Source organism: Microbacterium sp. C5A9 (genome assembly GCF_022627955.1).
In the GTDB taxonomy this organism is placed as follows: Bacteria; Actinomycetota; Actinomycetes; order Actinomycetales; family Microbacteriaceae; genus Microbacterium.
Window position 1 is genome coordinate 75,249 of the sequence record NZ_JABXGD010000008.1, and the last position, 14,061, is coordinate 89,309.

Genomic DNA, 14,061 nt, shown 5'->3' on the forward strand with positions numbered 1-14,061 from the left:
GCTGGCGGGCGGGCGCGCGTGACGCCGCAGCGCCACCTAGTCTAGCCCTCAGCCGCGGGTCTGCCCCGCCCCACGCGCCAGCCACTTGGTGCTGGTCAGCTCGGAAAGCCCCATCGGCCCGCGCGTGTGCAGCTTCTGAGTCGAGATGCCGACCTCGGCGCCGAAGCCGAACTCGGCGCCGTCGGTGAAGCGCGTGGAGGCGTTCGCCATCACGACGGCCGAGTCCACCTCGGCGAGGAAGCGCTCCACGTTGCTCGAATCCGTCGTGATGATCGACTCCGTGTGCCCGGTGCTGTAGCGGCGGATGTGGTCGAGCGCGTCGTCGAGGGAATCGACGACCTTCATCGCGATGTCGAGGCTGAGGTACTCGGTGGCCCAGTCCTCCTCTGTCGCGGGGATCACGTTCGAGACGAGCCCTGCGACGATGTCGTCGCCGTGGATCGCGACGCCTTCGCTCTGCAGCGCGCTCGCGACCAGAGGAATGAGCCGCGGTGCAGCCTGGCGCAGCACGAGCACGGTCTCGACCGCGTTGCAGACGCTGGGGCGCTGGACCTTGGCGTTGACGACGATGTCACGAGCCCAGTCCTCGGGAGCACTCTCGTCGAGGACGATGTGCACGTTGCCCGCTCCGGTCTCGATCACGGGAACGGTGGATTCGGTGACGACCGTCTCGATGAGGCCGGCGCTGCCGCGCGGCACGAGCACATCGATGAAGCCGCGTCCGTGCATGAGCGCCTTCGCTCCGTCGCGACCGAAGTCATCCACGGTCTGGATGGCCTCCGCGGTGACGCCCGCGCCATCGAGCGCGCGACGCATCACCTCGACCAGCACGGTGTTCGACTCCTTCGCCGCGCTGCCACCGCGGAGGACGACCGCATTGCCGGATCGCAGGGCGAGAGCGGCGATGTCGACCGTCACGTTCGGGCGGGCTTCATAGATCGCGCCGACCACGCCGAAAGGCACTCTGATCTGCTCGAGCGCCACGCCGTTCGGCATCCGGTGACCGCCGACGACCCGCCCCACGGGATCGGCCAGTGCCGCCACCTGGCGAACAGCCGACGCGAGAGCAGCGACGCGCTTCTCGTCGAGCCGCAGCCGATCGATCAGAGATTCGCCGATCCCGTCGGCTCGTCCCCGATCGATGTCGCGACCGTTGGCCTCGATGATCGACGCGGCGTTCTGCTCCAGAGCCACCGCGATGGCCTCGAGCGCGCGTTCCTTATCGTCGCTCGTGAGTGCGGCGGTGGCGCGGGACGCCTCTTTCGCGCGCTCCAGGCGCACCTGCGGAGTCTGGTCGGTCATCCGCCCAGTCTAGGAGAGCGCGGGCTCGAACCAGGTGCCTATGTCAGCCCCGGAGAGCGCCTTCCCGACCAGGTCGGCGCTCGTCACGAGCACGCCGATGCCGGATGCGGCGGCGAGGCGAGCAGCGGAGACCTTCGTGGCCGCTCCCCCGGTCCCGACGCTGTTCACGACCGTCGAGCCGAACTCGAGGCCGGAGAGATCGGCATCGGGCGCGACCACGTCGATCGGTTCGGCCGCGGGGTCGGACGGCGGCTTCGTGTAGAGCGATTCGATGTCGCTCAGAAGCACCAGCGCGTCGGCCTGGGTCAGCTGCGCGACGAGCGCTCCGAGCCGGTCGTTGTCGCCGAAGCGGATCTCCTGCGTCGCGACCGTGTCGTTCTCGTTCACGATCGGCAGCACACGCAGCCCGAGCAGACGTTCCATCGCACGACGCGCGTTGCTGCGCGACGTGGGGTTCTCGAGGTCGCCCGTCGTCAGCAGCACCTGGCCCGCGACGATGTCGAAGGGCCGCAGCGCCTCCTGGTAGCGGTAGACCAGGATGTTCTGACCCACGGCCGCAGCGGCCTGCTGGGTCGCGAGATCCGTCGGTCGGGCGTCGAGCCGGAGGAACGGGATGCCGCTGGCGATCGCCCCCGACGACACGAGGATGACCTCGGCGCCGCGCGCGTGCGCGGCAGCGAGAGCCTCGACGAGGAGGGGGATGCGCCAGGACGCGTCACCGCTGATCGACGACGATCCGACCTTCACGACGATGCGCGATGCGGTCGCGAGGTCCGCGCGCGTGCGAGCAGTCACGCCTCACCCTCGTCGCGGGTGGCGAGGCGACGCGTCTCGGCTTCGGCGCGGGCCTCGGCCTTGGCATCCATGCGCTCGTAGTACTGCTCGCGACGCTCTGACGTCGTGCGACGCGAGTTCGGGGCGAGTCGCGGGTCGGTGCCTCGCGGAGCGGTCATCAGCTCGGCGGCAGAGGTCATGGTCGGCTCCCAGTCGAAGACGATGCTGTCGCCCTCACCGATGACGACCGTCGAGCCCTGCACGGCGCCCAGACGGAACAGCTCGTCCTCGACACCCAGCTTCTCGAGGCGATCCGCGAGGTAGCCGACGGCCTCCTCGTTCTGGAAGTCGGTCTGCTGCACCCAGCGCACCGGCTTCTCTCCGAGGATCCGGTACAGATCGCCGTACGTGCCGCCCTCGACACGGATCGAGAACTCCTTCTTCGATCCCCGCGGACGGATGACGACGCGCTCGCGCACGGGCTCGGCAGCGGCCAGCTCAGCGCGGTATCTGTCGACGATCTCGCCGAGCGCGAAGGTGAGCGGGCGAAGACCCTCGTGCGAGATGGTCGAGATGTCGAACACGCGGAAGCCGCGGGCTTCGAGGTCGGGACGCACGAGGTCGGCGAGATCACGAGCTTCGGGCACATCGATCTTGTTGAGCGCGATGAGCTGCGGACGCTCGAGCAGCGGAGTCTGCCCCTCGGGCACCTCGTACGCCGCGAGCTCGGCGAGGATCACGTCGAGGTCGGAGATCGGGTCTCGGCCCGGCTCGAGCGTGGCGCAGTCGAGCACGTGCAGCAGAGCCGAGCAGCGCTCGACATGACGCAGGAACTCGAGTCCGAGACCGCGGCCCTCGCTGGCGCCCTCGATGAGGCCCGGCACGTCGGCGACGGTGTAGCGGAAGTCGCCCTGCTGCACGACGCCCAGGTTGGGGTGCAGCGTGGTGAAGGGGTAGTCGGCGATCTTGGGACGCGCCGCCGAGATGGCCCCGATCAGGCTCGACTTGCCGGCGGACGGATAACCCACCAGCGCGACGTCGGCGACGGTCTTGAGCTCGAGGACGACGTCGCCCTCATAGCCCGGGGTACCCAGCAGCGCGAATCCGGGCGCCTTGCGCTTCGGGGTGGCGAGTGCGGCGTTGCCGAGACCGCCGAGTCCGCCCTTTGCGACCACGAAACGCTCGCCGGGCTCGATCATGTCGATGAGCACGTCGCCGGCCGTGTTCTTCACCACGGTGCCGACCGGCACGGGGAGCTCGAGATCCTCGCCCATGAAGCCGGCGCGGTGGTCGCCCATTCCGGGACCGCCGTTGCCGGAGCTGCGGTGCGGCGAGTGGTGGTACGAGAGAAGCGTTCCCGTCTGCGTGTCGGCGACGAGGATGACGTCTCCGCCGTCACCGCCGTTGCCCCCGTCGGGGCCGCCGAGCGGCTTGAACTTCTCGCGGTGCACCGAGACACAGCCGTTGCCGCCCTTACCCGCGCGCAAGTGCAGCGTCACGGTGTCGACGAAGCTGACCATGTCTCTCTCCTTATAAAGAAATTCGGCTCGAAGCCGAAACCCGGCATGAAGCCGAAACCCGGCCTAAAGCCGAAATTCGGGACGGGCCGAAGCCCGCCCCGAATCGGATGTCTACTGTCGTGCTGTGATCACTCAGCAGCGGCGACGATGTTGACGACCTTGCGGCCGCCCTTCGCGCCGAACTGGACCGCACCGGCGGCCAGAGCGAACAGCGTGTCGTCGCCCCCACGGCCGACGTTCACGCCGGGGTGGAAGTGCGTGCCGCGCTGGCGGACGATGATCTCGCCGGCGAGAACCTGCTGTCCTCCGAAGCGCTTGACGCCAAGTCGCTGAGCGTTGGAGTCACGACCGTTACGGGTGGAGCTTGCGCCCTTTTTGTGTGCCATGTCCTGGTCTCCTCGGTCTTACTTGATGCCGGTGATCTTGACGCGCGTGAGCTCCTGGCGGTGGCCCTGACGCTTCTTGTAGCCGGTCTTGTTCTTGTACTTCTGGATGATGATCTTCGGGCCGCGGAGGTTGCCGATGACCTCTGCCGTGACCTTGACCTTCGCCAGCGAGTCAGCGTCGGTGGTCACCGTGGCGCCGTCGACGAGCAGCACTGCGGCCAGCTCGATCTTCTCGCCCTGGGCAGCCTTGACACGGTCGAGCTGAACGATCGTGCCGACCTCGACCTTCTCCTGCCGCCCACCGGCGCGCACTACTGCGTAAACCACTTCATACCTGTTTCGTTGGGGAGCTCGGGGCTCCGAGAATCTCACGGGAAGACTGTTGCTTGCATGCGTCGCGGGCGACGGGTGCGGCTGCAAGACTCTCCGCTCCGACCGTCCAGGACGACGCGGCATGCGCACCAAGGGACTACTTTACCGGATGCAGGACACTGTGGCAAAACGTACCGCCTGGTGTGTCCGGCCATAGGCTGTCGTGATGACCGTTCTCGTGGATGACGCCCGCTGGCCCGCACACGGGCGACTCTGGGCTCATCTCGTGAGCGACGACAACCTGGACGAGCTGCACGCCTTCGCGAGATCGCACGACGTGCCTGCGCGCGCCTTCGACCTCGACCACTACGACGTCCCGGAAGAGCTCGTCCCCCGGCTCATCGCCGCCGGCGCGCATCACGTCGACGGCAAGGAGCTGGTCCGGAGGCTCATCGCCTCAGGACTGCGTATCCCCGCCCGAGACCGGCGCTGACGGCTCGGAGTTCACGGAGACCGGAGTTCCCGTGAGGGCGGCCGTCGAGACGCGACGACGACCGCGCCCCTGACCGGGTGCCTTCGGCTCCGGCAGAGCGTCGAGGACCGAATCGAGGAGAGCTTCCGCGGGCGACTTCGGGGATTTGCGGTCGGCCCCGCGCTTCTTGCGAGGCTTCTTGGGACGCTCCTGGGCGACCGGAGCCTCCGCAGGCTGGTCCGACGAGACGGACTCGGACACCGCATCCTCGGCGCTCGGAGCCCGCGTCGACGCGGCGATCTGCGCGAGTGCGGACTTCGCACCCTCGGGGATGCTGTGTGTCGTCACGGACGCCGGCGCCTGGTTCTGGGCCTGGTTGTTGTTCCCGCCGCGCTGGCGCCGGTTCGACGAGGAGTTCCCGTTCCCATTGCCGTTGCTGCTGGTTCGGTGCTTCACGACGGGATCGTGATGCACGATGACTCCGCGCCCGGCACACACCTCGCACGCCTCGCTGAAGGTCTCGAGCAGTCCGAGGCCCAGCTTCTTGCGGGTCATCTGCACGAGGCCGAGCGAGGTGACCTCGGCGACCTGGTGCTTCGTGCGGTCGCGGCTCAGGCACTCGATCAGACGACGCAGCACGAGATCGCGGTTGGACTCGAGCACCATGTCGATGAAGTCGACGACGATGATGCCGCCGATGTCGCGCAGGCGCAGCTGGCGGACGATCTCCTCAGCCGCCTCGAGGTTGTTCTTGGTGACCGTCTCCTCGAGGTTTCCCCCCGAGCCGACGAACTTGCCGGTGTTGACGTCGACGACCGTCATGGCCTCGGTGCGGTCGATCACGAGCGAGCCGCCCGAGGGAAGCCAGACCTTGCGGTCGAGAGCCTTCTCGATCTGCTCAGTGATGCGGAACGCGTCGAACGGGTCGGCGTCGTCCTCGTAGGACTCGACGCGCTCGAGGAGGTCGGGGGCGACGCTCTCGAGGTAGGCGCGGATCGTGCGCTGCGACTCCTCGCCCTGGATGAGCATCTTGGTGAAGTCCTCGTTGAAGACGTCGCGGACGATCTTGACGAGGAGGTCGGGCTCGGCGTGCAGGAGCGCGGGAGCCTGCTGGTTCTCGACCTGCGTGCGGATGTGCTCCCACTGGGTCGTGAGACGCTGCACGTCGCGCGTCAGCTGATCTTCCGTCGCGCCCTCGGCAGCGGTGCGGACGATCACGCCGGACGACTCCGGGAGGACCTCCTTGAGGATCCGCTTCAGGCGCGCACGCTCGTTGTCGGGGAGCTTGCGGCTGATGCCGTTCATCGATCCGCCGGGCACGTACACGAGGTAGCGGCCGGGAAGCGAGATCTGGCTCGTCAGGCGCGCACCCTTGTGACCCACCGGGTCCTTCGTGACCTGCACGAGGACGCGGTCGCCCGCCTTGAGCGCGAGCTCGATGCGGCGCGGCTGGTTGCCGGTCTCGACACCGTCCCAGTCGACCTCGCCCGAGTACAGCACGGCATTGCGTCCGCGCCCGATGTCGACGAACGCCGCCTCCATGCTCGGCAGCACGTTCTGCACGCGACCGAGGTAGACGTTGCCGATCAGCGACGCGTCCTGGTTGCGCGCGACGTAGTGCTCCACGAGCACGCCGTCCTCGAGGACACCGATCTGCGTGCGGCCGTTCTTGGAGCGCACGACCATCTTGCGGTCGACGGACTCGCGACGAGCGAGGAACTCCGCCTCGGTCACGACCGGACGGCGACGCCCCGCATCGCGTCCGTCACGACGACGCTGCTTCTTGGCCTCGAGTCGGGTCGACCCCTTGATCGCCTTCGGCTCGGTGATGTACTCGACGACGCGCTGACGCGGCTGGCGGGGCTCATCGCGCTGCTCGCGCTGGTCTCCCTCGTCGGATCCGCCGCGACGGCGACGGCCCCGACGACCCGATGCCGGCTCGTCCTGCTCGCGCTCGGCGATGCGGTCGAACACGCGCTCGCGACCCGGGAGGGCAGGGAGAGGGACGATCTCGGGGGCGTAGAAATGCAGCTGCGTCGAGACCTGAGACACGAAGACCTCGGGCAGCAGACCCAGCGACACCGCGGTCAGCGGCTCGGGAGCGGACGGCACCTCGGGCTTCGGCTTCTCGGCCACGGCCTTCTTGGCGGCGGGAGCATCCTCGGCGGCAGGAGCATCCTCGGCGGCAGGAGCTTCCTCGGCGGCAGAGGCGTCCTCGGCAGCAGGAGCTTCCTCGGCAGCAGGAGCTTCCTCGGCGGCAGGGGCGTCCTCGGCGGCAGGAGCATCCTCGACGGCGGGAGCGTCCTCGGCGGCAGAGGCGTCCTCGGCGGCCGGGGCGTCCTCGGCGGCCGCGGCATCCTCTGCTGCGGGCGCGTCTTCAGCGGGCGAACCCTCGACGGCCTCCGGCTCCTGCGGAGCCTCGGTCGTCACCTCTGCGGGCGCGTCAGCATCCGCAGGGAAGTCGAGGGTAGGGGCGTCGTAGTCATTGTTCTCATCGGCCATCTCTGGCTTACTCCTCGCGCGGTGCACCTGGTGCTCCGCGAATTCTCATGCGGCATCCGTGGATGCTGCGAACTCACTCGGTGTGCGTCCGGCTCATGGCTCTGGTCGCGTGGGGCATACGGCCCCGAAGTCTGCGTCGATGCCGGCCTCGACGGGGTCGAGCGATGCATCACAGGCCATTATCGCACCAACTGGCCCGGTTCACGGCATCCTGCTGTTCTCCGCGTCGTTTTCCCCGGCGCTCTCTCGCCCGATCCATAGCGATCGCTGGGATAATCCACATATGAGCGAGCAGCGCACCCGCCCCGTCGTCTACGCCGTCTGGCTGATCATCGCGAGCGTGGTCGGGTGGTTCGCCGCCTTCCAGCTGACGATCGACAAGTTCATCCAGCTCGAGAACCCCGATGCCGAACTCAGCTGCAACGTCAGCGTGATGATCCAGTGCGGCAAGAACCTGGGGTCCTGGCAGGGCGAGATCTTCGGCTTCCCCAATCCCCTGATCGGACTCACGCTCTGGACGGCACCGCTCGTCGTCGGCGTCGCGATCCTGGCAGGGGCCCGATTCCCGCGCTGGTTCTGGGGTCTGTTCGGCGCGGGCGTCACGTTCGCCTTCGGCCTCGTGTGCTGGCTCATCTGGCAGAGCCTGTACGCGCCCAACCTCGGCGTGCTGTGCCCGTGGTGCATGCTCACCTGGGCCGTGACCATCCCCACGTTCTTCTCCACGATGGTGCACCTGATGCGCAACGGCACGTTCTCACGCAGCCCGAAGGTCAGGAAGGCGGGCGCCTCGCTGATGGCCTGGGTGCCGCTGGCCACGATCCTCGCCTACGCACTCGTCATCCTGCTCGCGCAGCTGCGCGGCCTCGACCTGCTCGGCGAGGTCGTCGGGATGATCTTCTGATCGCACTGCCGACCGACGACGAAGCCCGCCCCACGCGAGAGTGGAGCGGGCTTCGTCGTCTGCGCGGCGTCCGCCGCGCACTGCAGGTCAGTCGAACCAGATCGCGAGTTCGCGCTCGGCCGACTCGACGCTGTCGGAGCCGTGCACGAGGTTCTGCTGCACCTTGAGACCCCAGTCGCGGCCGAAGTCACCGCGGATCGTCCCGGGTGCGGCGGTCGTCGGGTCGGTGGTGCCTGCGAGCGAGCGGAAGCCCTCGATCACACGGTTGCCCGCGAGGCGGATCGCCACGGACGGACCCGAGAGCATGAACTCGATGAGCGGCTCGTAGAACGGCTTGCCCTCGTGCTCGGCGTAGTGGGCGGCGAGGAGGTCACGGTCGGGCTCGACCAGGCGGATGTCGACGAGCGCATAGCCCTTCGACTCGATGCGCGCCAGGATCGCTCCGGTGAGGCCGCGAGCGACACCATCGGGCTTGACGAGGACGAGGGTTTCTTCGGTGGCCATGTCATTCACTCTCTGTCTGAGTCTCGGTCGCGGGCGCGGCAGGACGTCGTGCGTCCAATCGAGCCCCCATGATCGTCGCATACCCCCACATGCCACCGAAAATCACGACGACCAGCAGGATCGCCGGGACGAGGATCGCGGACAGGGCGATGATCACCTGGAGCACCCACCCCGCGGTGATCGCCCAGGGCTTCGTGATCATCCCGGCGACGGCGATGCAGGCGAGCCCGACGACGCCACCGCCCACGATCCCCCACCACGGCGGGATGCCCGCGGGCAGGGCCTTCAGACCGAAGACCGTGAGCCCGGCGAGGAACACCACGATCGATTCGAAGCCGAGCACGATCGGGGCGAGCTTCTGCACGAGCGTGCGCGGCGGACGAGGGGCCCGTGCCGGGACCGAGTCCGCGCTCACGCGCGCCACCCCGACTTCCAGTCCTCGTCCTCCGCGAGCGCGATCGCCTCTCCGGCGAGCACGACCGAACCGGCGATCACGACCGCGCGACGATCCGTCGACGCCGCCCACTCGCGTGCCGCATCGGCGGCATCCGCGAGCGTCGCGTGCACGGTCGCCCGATGGCCCAGCGCCTCGACGAGGTCGGCGATGACGTCCGCATCGCTGGCGCGGTCCGATTCCGGCGCGGTCGCGAACACGTGCGCGGCCGCGGGAGCGAGCTTCGCGACGATGCCGGCCGCGTCCTTGTCGGCGAGCACGCCGAGCACGACGCCCCACTCGTCGAAGTCGAAGCTGTCGTCCATCGCCTGCGCGAGCGCGGCGGCGCCGTGCGGGTTGTGCGCGGCGTCGACGATCACCGTGGGCGAGATCCCGAGCAGCTGAAGGCGTCCCGGCGATGTCGCGCCCTGCAGCCCCTCGGAGATGATGTCGTCGGCGATGCGCTGCTCTCCCCCGCCGATGAGCGACTCGACCGCGGCCACGGCCAGCGCGGCGTTGTGACCCTGGTGCGCACCGTACTGCGGCAGGTACTCCTCGAGATACTCGCCCGCGAGACCGCGGATCGAGAGGAGCTGTCCCCCGACGGCGAGCTTCTGCACGGTCAGCCCGAACTCGTCGCCCTCGAAGGCGATGGTCGCGTTCTTCTCCGCGGCCGCTCTCCGGAGCACCTCGGCGGCCTCGGCGGGCTGCTGCGCCGAGACGACGGCCGCACCCTCCTTGATGATCCCGGACTTGACCTTCGCGATCTCGGCGATCGTGCCGCCGAGACGGTCGGCGTGATCGATGTCGATGGGTGCGAAGACCGCGACGTCACCGTCGGCGGTGTTCGTCGAATCCCACTCGCCCCCCATCCCGACCTCGAGCACGAGCACGTCGACGGGCGCATCGGCGACCGCGACGAAGGCCAGGACCGTGAGCAGCTCGAAGAACGTGAGCGGCTCCTCGCCCGAGGCCTCGAGCTCGGCGTCGACGATCTCGACGAAGGGCTCGATCTCGTCCCAGGCGTCGGCGACGGCCGCATCATCGATCGGCTCGCCGTCGATCATGATCCGCTCGGTGAATCGCTCGAGATGCGGGCTCGTGAACAGGCCCGTGCGCAGTCCGTGCGCGCGCAGCAGGCTCTCGATCATGCGCGCGGTCGACGTCTTGCCGTTCGTTCCCGTGATGTGGACGACCCGATACGTCCGCTGCGGGTCGTCGAGGAAGGCGAGGATGCGGGCCGTGCGCTCCTTGCGCGGCTGCACCCATCGCTCGCCCGCTCGACTCAGCAGCGTGGAGTAGACGGCATCCGCCCGGTCGCGAGCGCTCATGACGACGCTCCTTCCTTCGCGGCGTCCCGCACGACGGCGGTGGCGTCGATCGTGACGATGATCGGTCCCTTCGACGAGCCGAGCGCGCGGGCTCCGGAGCGGAAGACTCCGTCGCCGGGGCTCGAGACGTCGTCGACCACCGCGTCCAGTCCCTCCGTCGGCTGCGCGGCGAACGCGATCGCCAGGGTCTCCCGCGAGATCAGATCGGCGTGCGCCGTCAGGGCCGCCGCGTCTTCCGGGGTCGCGTTCAGTGCCAGCACGATGCGGTCGCTGACGTCGAGGCCGGCGTTCTTGCGGGCCTCCTGCACCACGCGGATCGCGTCGCGAGCGAGCCCCTCTGCCTCGAGCTCGGGGGTCGTCTGCGTGTCGAGCAGCACGAATCCGCCCGAGGGGACGATCGCGAGCGCCTCGCCGTCGGGCCGACCGGTCGTCTCGAGTGCCAGCTCGTACTCGGTGGGTTCGAGCGCGATGCCGCCGGCCGTCACGATCCCGTCGGACTCCGACCAGTCACCCGCCTTCGCGGCCTTGATCACGGTCTGCACGTTCTTGCCCAGACGAGGACCGGCGGCCCGGGCGTTCACACTCAGCCGATGGCTGATGCCGTACTCCCCCGCCGTCGTCTCGGACTGCTGCACGAGCTCTACGGACTTGACGTTGAGCTCCTCGCGCAGGATGTCCTCGAACTGGCCGAGCGTCGACGCGAGCGGCGAGACGACCGTGAGACGGGCGAGCGGCAGACGCACGCGGAGCTTCTCCTTCTTGCGCAGGGCATTGCCGACGCTCGAGAGCTCGCGCACCGCATCCATCGCATCGCGGATCTCGTCGGCCGCAGGGAACGCGGAGTCGTCCGGCCAGTCCTGCAGGTGCACACTGCGTCCACCGGTGAGTCCCTGCCAGACCCGCTCGCTGATGAGCGGCACCAGCGGGGCGGCGACGCGGGTCAGCGTCTCGAGGACCGTGTAGAGCGTGTCGAACGCCTCCGTGCTCGAGCCCTCCCAGAACCGATCGCGCGACCGGCGGATGTACCAGTTGGTGAGCACCTCGGCGAAGTCGCGCAGACGAGCGGATGCCGTCGTGGAGTCGAGGCCCTCGAGGTCGGCACGGACCTCGCGGACGAGGTCTCCGAGACGCGCCAGGATGTAGCGGTCGAGCACGTCGGTGGAGTCCGTGCGCCACGTCGCCTCGTAGCCACCGGCCTTCGCCGCGTTCGCATACGTCGCGAAGAAGTACCAGGAGTTCCACAGCGGAAGCAGGAACTCGCGCACGCCCGAGCGGATGCCCTCTTCGGTCACCGCCAGGTTGCCGCCGCGGAGCACCGAGCTCGACATGAGGAACCAGCGCATCGCGTCGGAGCCGTCGCGGTCGAGCACCTCGGAGACGTCGGGATAGTTGCGCAGCGACTTCGACATCTTGTAGCCGTCGTTGCCGAGGACGATGCCGTGGCAGCTCACACCGGTGAACGCCGGGCGGTCGAACAGCGCGGTCGACAGCACGTGCATGACGTAGAACCAGCCGCGCGTCTGCCCGATGTACTCGACGATGAAGTCGGCGGGGGCATGCGTGTCGAACCACTCCTGGTTCTCGAACGGGTAGTGCACCTGCGCATACGGCATCGATCCCGAGTCGAACCACACGTCGAAGACGTCCTCGATGCGGCGCATCGTGCTCGCGCCGGTCGGGTCGTCGGGGTTCGGACGCGTGAGGTCGTCGATGTACGGACGGTGCAGGTCGATCTCGCCCTCGGGGTTGCGCGGCAGCGTGCCGAAGTCGCGCTCCAGGTCTTCGAGCGAGCCGTAGGCGTCGACCCGCGGGTACTCGGGGTCGTCGCTCTTCCAGATCGGGATCGGCGAGCCCCAGTAGCGGTTGCGGCTGATCGACCAGTCGCGCGCGCCCTCGAGCCACTTGCCGAACTGGCCGTGCTTGACGTTCTCGGGCACCCACGTGATCTGCTCGTTGTTCGCGAGCAGATCGTCCTTGATGTCCGTGACGCGGATGAACCAGCTCGACACGGCCTTGTAGATCAGGGGGTTCCGGCAGCGCCAGCAGTGCGGGTACGAGTGCACGTAGCTCTGCTCGCGCAGCAGGCGACCCTCGCCCCGCAGCAGGCGGATGAGCGGGGTGTTCGCATCCATCCAGAGCTGGCCGGCGACGTCGGTGACGTTCGGGAGGAACTTGCCGCCGTCGTCGAGCGACAGGATCGTGGGGATGCCGGCGGCACCGGCCACCCGCTGGTCGTCCTCACCGTAGGCCGGCGCCTGGTGGACGATGCCGGTGCCGTCGCTGATGGTGACGTAGTCGTCGACCAGGATGCGCCAGGCGTTCTCGGTGCCGTACGTCTCGGTGTCGGCGTAGTAGTCGAAGAGCCGGTCGTAGGTGACGTCCTGCAGTTCCGCGCCCCGGACCGTCGCGTCCACCGCGGCGAGCGCGTCGTCGAGGCTCTCGTAGCCGAGTTCCTTGACATAGCCGCCGAGCAGTTCGCGGGCCAGGAGGTAGCGGTGCGCGGACGCTTCGATCGCGGCATCCGTCGATCCTTCGGCGGCGTGCACGTCGGCAGCGCCTCCGGGTCCGGCGGGGAGCACGACGTACTCGATGTCCGGCCCCACGGCGAGCGCGAGGTTGGTGGGGAGGGTCCAGGGCGTGGTCGTCCAGGCCAGCGCTCGCACGGCGGTGAGCCCGAGGGCTTCGGCCTTGGCGCCCGTCAGCGGGAACGTGACGGTGACCGACGGGTCCTGCCGGTTCTGGTACACGTCGTCGTCCATGCGCAGCTCGTGCGCCGACAGCGGGGTCTCGTCGCGCCAGCAGTACGGCAGCACCCGGTATCCCTCGTAGGCGAGGCCCTTGTCGTACAGGGTCTTGAACGCCCAGAGCACGCTCTCCATGTACCCGAGGTCGAGCGTCTTGTAGCCGCGCTCGAAGTCGACCCAGCGGGCCTGACGCGTGACGTAGTCCTGCCACTCATGTGTGTACTTGAGCACCGAGTCCTTCGCCTTCGCGTTGAAGACGTCGATGCCCATCTCCTCGATCTGGCTCTTCTCGGTGATGCCGAGCTGCTTCATGGCCTCGAGCTCGGCAGGCAGACCGTGCGTGTCCCAGCCGAAGACGCGGTCGACCTTCTTGCCGATCATGGTCTGGAAGCGCGGGAAGACATCCTTCGCGTAGCCCGTGAGCAGGTGCCCGTAATGCGGGAGGCCGTTGGCGAACGGCGGGCCGTCGTAGAAGACCCATTCGTCGTCGCCTTCGCGCTGCTCGATGGAGGCGCGGAAGGTCTGGTCGGTCTCCCAGAAGTCGAGCACCTCCCGCTCGATCTCGGGGAACCGGGGGCTCGGGGCGACGGAGGCAGCCTGGTCGGCGGCGGGGCCGAAGGAGGAACGCGGGTAGGTCATGTCGTCTCGCAGGAGTCGTGGCGGATGCTGCTGCGAGGACGATCCGTCCGGATCGTCTCCGGGGAACCGCGGTACCACCTCGCGTGCCGCGCCTCACGGCGGGGCCACTCTCACTGCGGCTGTGACGGGCCTGCCCCGCTCGGTTCTACTGAGTCCACCCCGTGCGGGGCCGACCGTTCTTCCGAGAGCTCCCCGGCGATGTCCGGATCACAGCTCGTGGGTTCCATTGTACGCGCGGTGA

At 68.6% G+C, this 14,061-nt stretch carries 12 protein-coding genes; 2 read left to right on the top strand and 10 right to left on the bottom strand.

Annotated elements, in window-relative coordinates:
• Positions 1 to 48: 48 nt before the first annotated feature.
• From HWD99_RS15370 to rplU, 5 genes are all read right to left on the bottom strand, one after another.
• A complete protein-coding gene (locus HWD99_RS15370) occupies positions 49 to 1,302 on the bottom strand; it encodes a glutamate-5-semialdehyde dehydrogenase (protein ID WP_241797066.1) in 1,254 nt (417 codons plus the stop codon).
• 9 nt (positions 1,303 to 1,311) lie between these two features.
• Positions 1,312 to 2,097, bottom strand: coding sequence for a glutamate 5-kinase (gene proB / locus HWD99_RS15375; protein WP_241797067.1), 786 nt, complete (start codon positions 2,095 to 2,097; stop codon positions 1,312 to 1,314).
• Positions 2,094 to 3,596: a GTPase ObgE gene (gene obgE, locus HWD99_RS15380; protein WP_241797068.1), complete on the bottom strand. Its 1,503-nt coding sequence runs from the start codon at positions 3,594 to 3,596 to the stop codon at positions 2,094 to 2,096. The genes proB and obgE overlap by 4 nt, the downstream gene beginning before the upstream one ends.
• Positions 3,597 to 3,724: 128 nt before the next feature.
• The gene (gene rpmA, locus HWD99_RS15385; protein WP_028501603.1) at positions 3,725 to 3,982 is read right to left on the bottom strand and encodes a 50S ribosomal protein L27; all 258 of its coding nucleotides are present in this window, start codon (positions 3,980 to 3,982) and stop codon (positions 3,725 to 3,727) included.
• Between the two features lie 18 nt (positions 3,983 to 4,000).
• Positions 4,001 to 4,309: a 50S ribosomal protein L21 gene (gene rplU, locus HWD99_RS15390; protein ID WP_028501602.1), complete on the bottom strand. Its 309-nt coding sequence runs from the start codon at positions 4,307 to 4,309 to the stop codon at positions 4,001 to 4,003.
• A gap of 211 nt (positions 4,310 to 4,520) precedes the next feature.
• On the opposite strand from rplU, the gene HWD99_RS15395 reads away from it, so the two are divergent.
• On the top strand, positions 4,521 to 4,787 hold the full coding sequence (locus tag HWD99_RS15395) for a DUF4031 domain-containing protein (protein ID WP_241797069.1): 267 nt from the start codon (positions 4,521 to 4,523) through the stop codon (positions 4,785 to 4,787).
• Here the strand turns inward: HWD99_RS15395 and HWD99_RS15400 are convergent.
• The gene (locus tag HWD99_RS15400; RefSeq protein WP_241797070.1) at positions 4,752 to 7,268 is read right to left on the bottom strand and encodes an Rne/Rng family ribonuclease; all 2,517 of its coding nucleotides are present in this window, start codon (positions 7,266 to 7,268) and stop codon (positions 4,752 to 4,754) included. The genes HWD99_RS15395 and HWD99_RS15400 overlap by 36 nt on opposite strands.
• Before the next feature lie 283 nt (positions 7,269 to 7,551).
• Here HWD99_RS15400 and HWD99_RS15405 point away from each other — a divergent pair, with 283 nt between their 5' ends.
• Positions 7,552 to 8,169, top strand: a complete 618-nt coding sequence (locus HWD99_RS15405; protein WP_241797071.1) for a vitamin K epoxide reductase family protein — start codon at positions 7,552 to 7,554, stop codon at positions 8,167 to 8,169.
• An 87-nt stretch (positions 8,170 to 8,256) separates the two neighbouring features.
• Here the strand turns inward: HWD99_RS15405 and ndk are convergent, their stop codons facing one another.
• Genes ndk through ileS form a run of 4 tightly spaced genes read right to left on the bottom strand, consistent with a single transcriptional unit; the run spans position 8,257 to position 13,820 of the window.
• Positions 8,257 to 8,673 (bottom strand): nucleoside-diphosphate kinase, encoded by a 417-nt coding sequence (ndk, locus tag HWD99_RS15410; protein ID WP_241797072.1) that lies wholly within the window; start codon positions 8,671 to 8,673, stop codon positions 8,257 to 8,259.
• A 1-nt stretch (position 8,674) separates the two neighbouring features.
• On the bottom strand, positions 8,675 to 9,088 hold the full coding sequence (locus HWD99_RS15415; RefSeq protein ID WP_241797073.1) for a DUF4233 domain-containing protein: 414 nt from the start codon (positions 9,086 to 9,088) through the stop codon (positions 8,675 to 8,677).
• Complete coding sequence (locus HWD99_RS15420; protein ID WP_241797074.1) at positions 9,085 to 10,437, bottom strand: folylpolyglutamate synthase/dihydrofolate synthase family protein; 1,353 nt, start codon at positions 10,435 to 10,437, stop codon at positions 9,085 to 9,087. The genes HWD99_RS15415 and HWD99_RS15420 overlap by 4 nt, the downstream gene beginning before the upstream one ends.
• Positions 10,434 to 13,820 carry an isoleucine--tRNA ligase gene (gene ileS / locus HWD99_RS15425; protein WP_241797075.1) on the bottom strand — a complete coding sequence of 1,129 codons (3,387 nt, stop codon included), beginning with the start codon at positions 13,818 to 13,820 and terminating at the stop codon, positions 10,434 to 10,436. Before ileS ends, HWD99_RS15420 begins: the two co-directional genes overlap by 4 nt.
• Positions 13,821 to 14,061 lie beyond the last annotated feature (241 nt).

Bases quoted from the DNA above. Each gene is read 5' to 3' on its own strand.
- HWD99_RS15370 (WP_241797066.1), bottom strand. From the start codon at position 1,302: ATGACCGACCAGACTCCGCAGGTGCGCCTGGAGCGCGCGAAAGAGGCG.
- obgE (WP_241797068.1), bottom strand. From the start codon at position 3,596: ATGGTCAGCTTCGTCGACACCGTGACGCTGCACTTGCGCGCGGGTAAG.
- rpmA (WP_028501603.1), bottom strand. From the start codon at position 3,982: ATGGCACACAAAAAGGGCGCAAGCTCCACCCGTAACGGTCGTGACTCC.
- HWD99_RS15395 (WP_241797069.1), top strand. From the start codon at position 4,521: ATGACCGTTCTCGTGGATGACGCCCGCTGGCCCGCACACGGGCGACTC.
- HWD99_RS15400 (WP_241797070.1), bottom strand. From the start codon at position 7,268: ATGGCCGATGAGAACAATGACTACGACGCCCCTACCCTCGACTTCCCT.
- HWD99_RS15405 (WP_241797071.1), top strand. From the start codon at position 7,552: ATGAGCGAGCAGCGCACCCGCCCCGTCGTCTACGCCGTCTGGCTGATC.
- ndk (WP_241797072.1), bottom strand. From the start codon at position 8,673: ATGGCCACCGAAGAAACCCTCGTCCTCGTCAAGCCCGATGGTGTCGCT.
- HWD99_RS15420 (WP_241797074.1), bottom strand. From the start codon at position 10,437: ATGAGCGCTCGCGACCGGGCGGATGCCGTCTACTCCACGCTGCTGAGT.
- ileS (WP_241797075.1), bottom strand. From the start codon at position 13,820: ATGACCTACCCGCGTTCCTCCTTCGGCCCCGCCGCCGACCAGGCTGCC.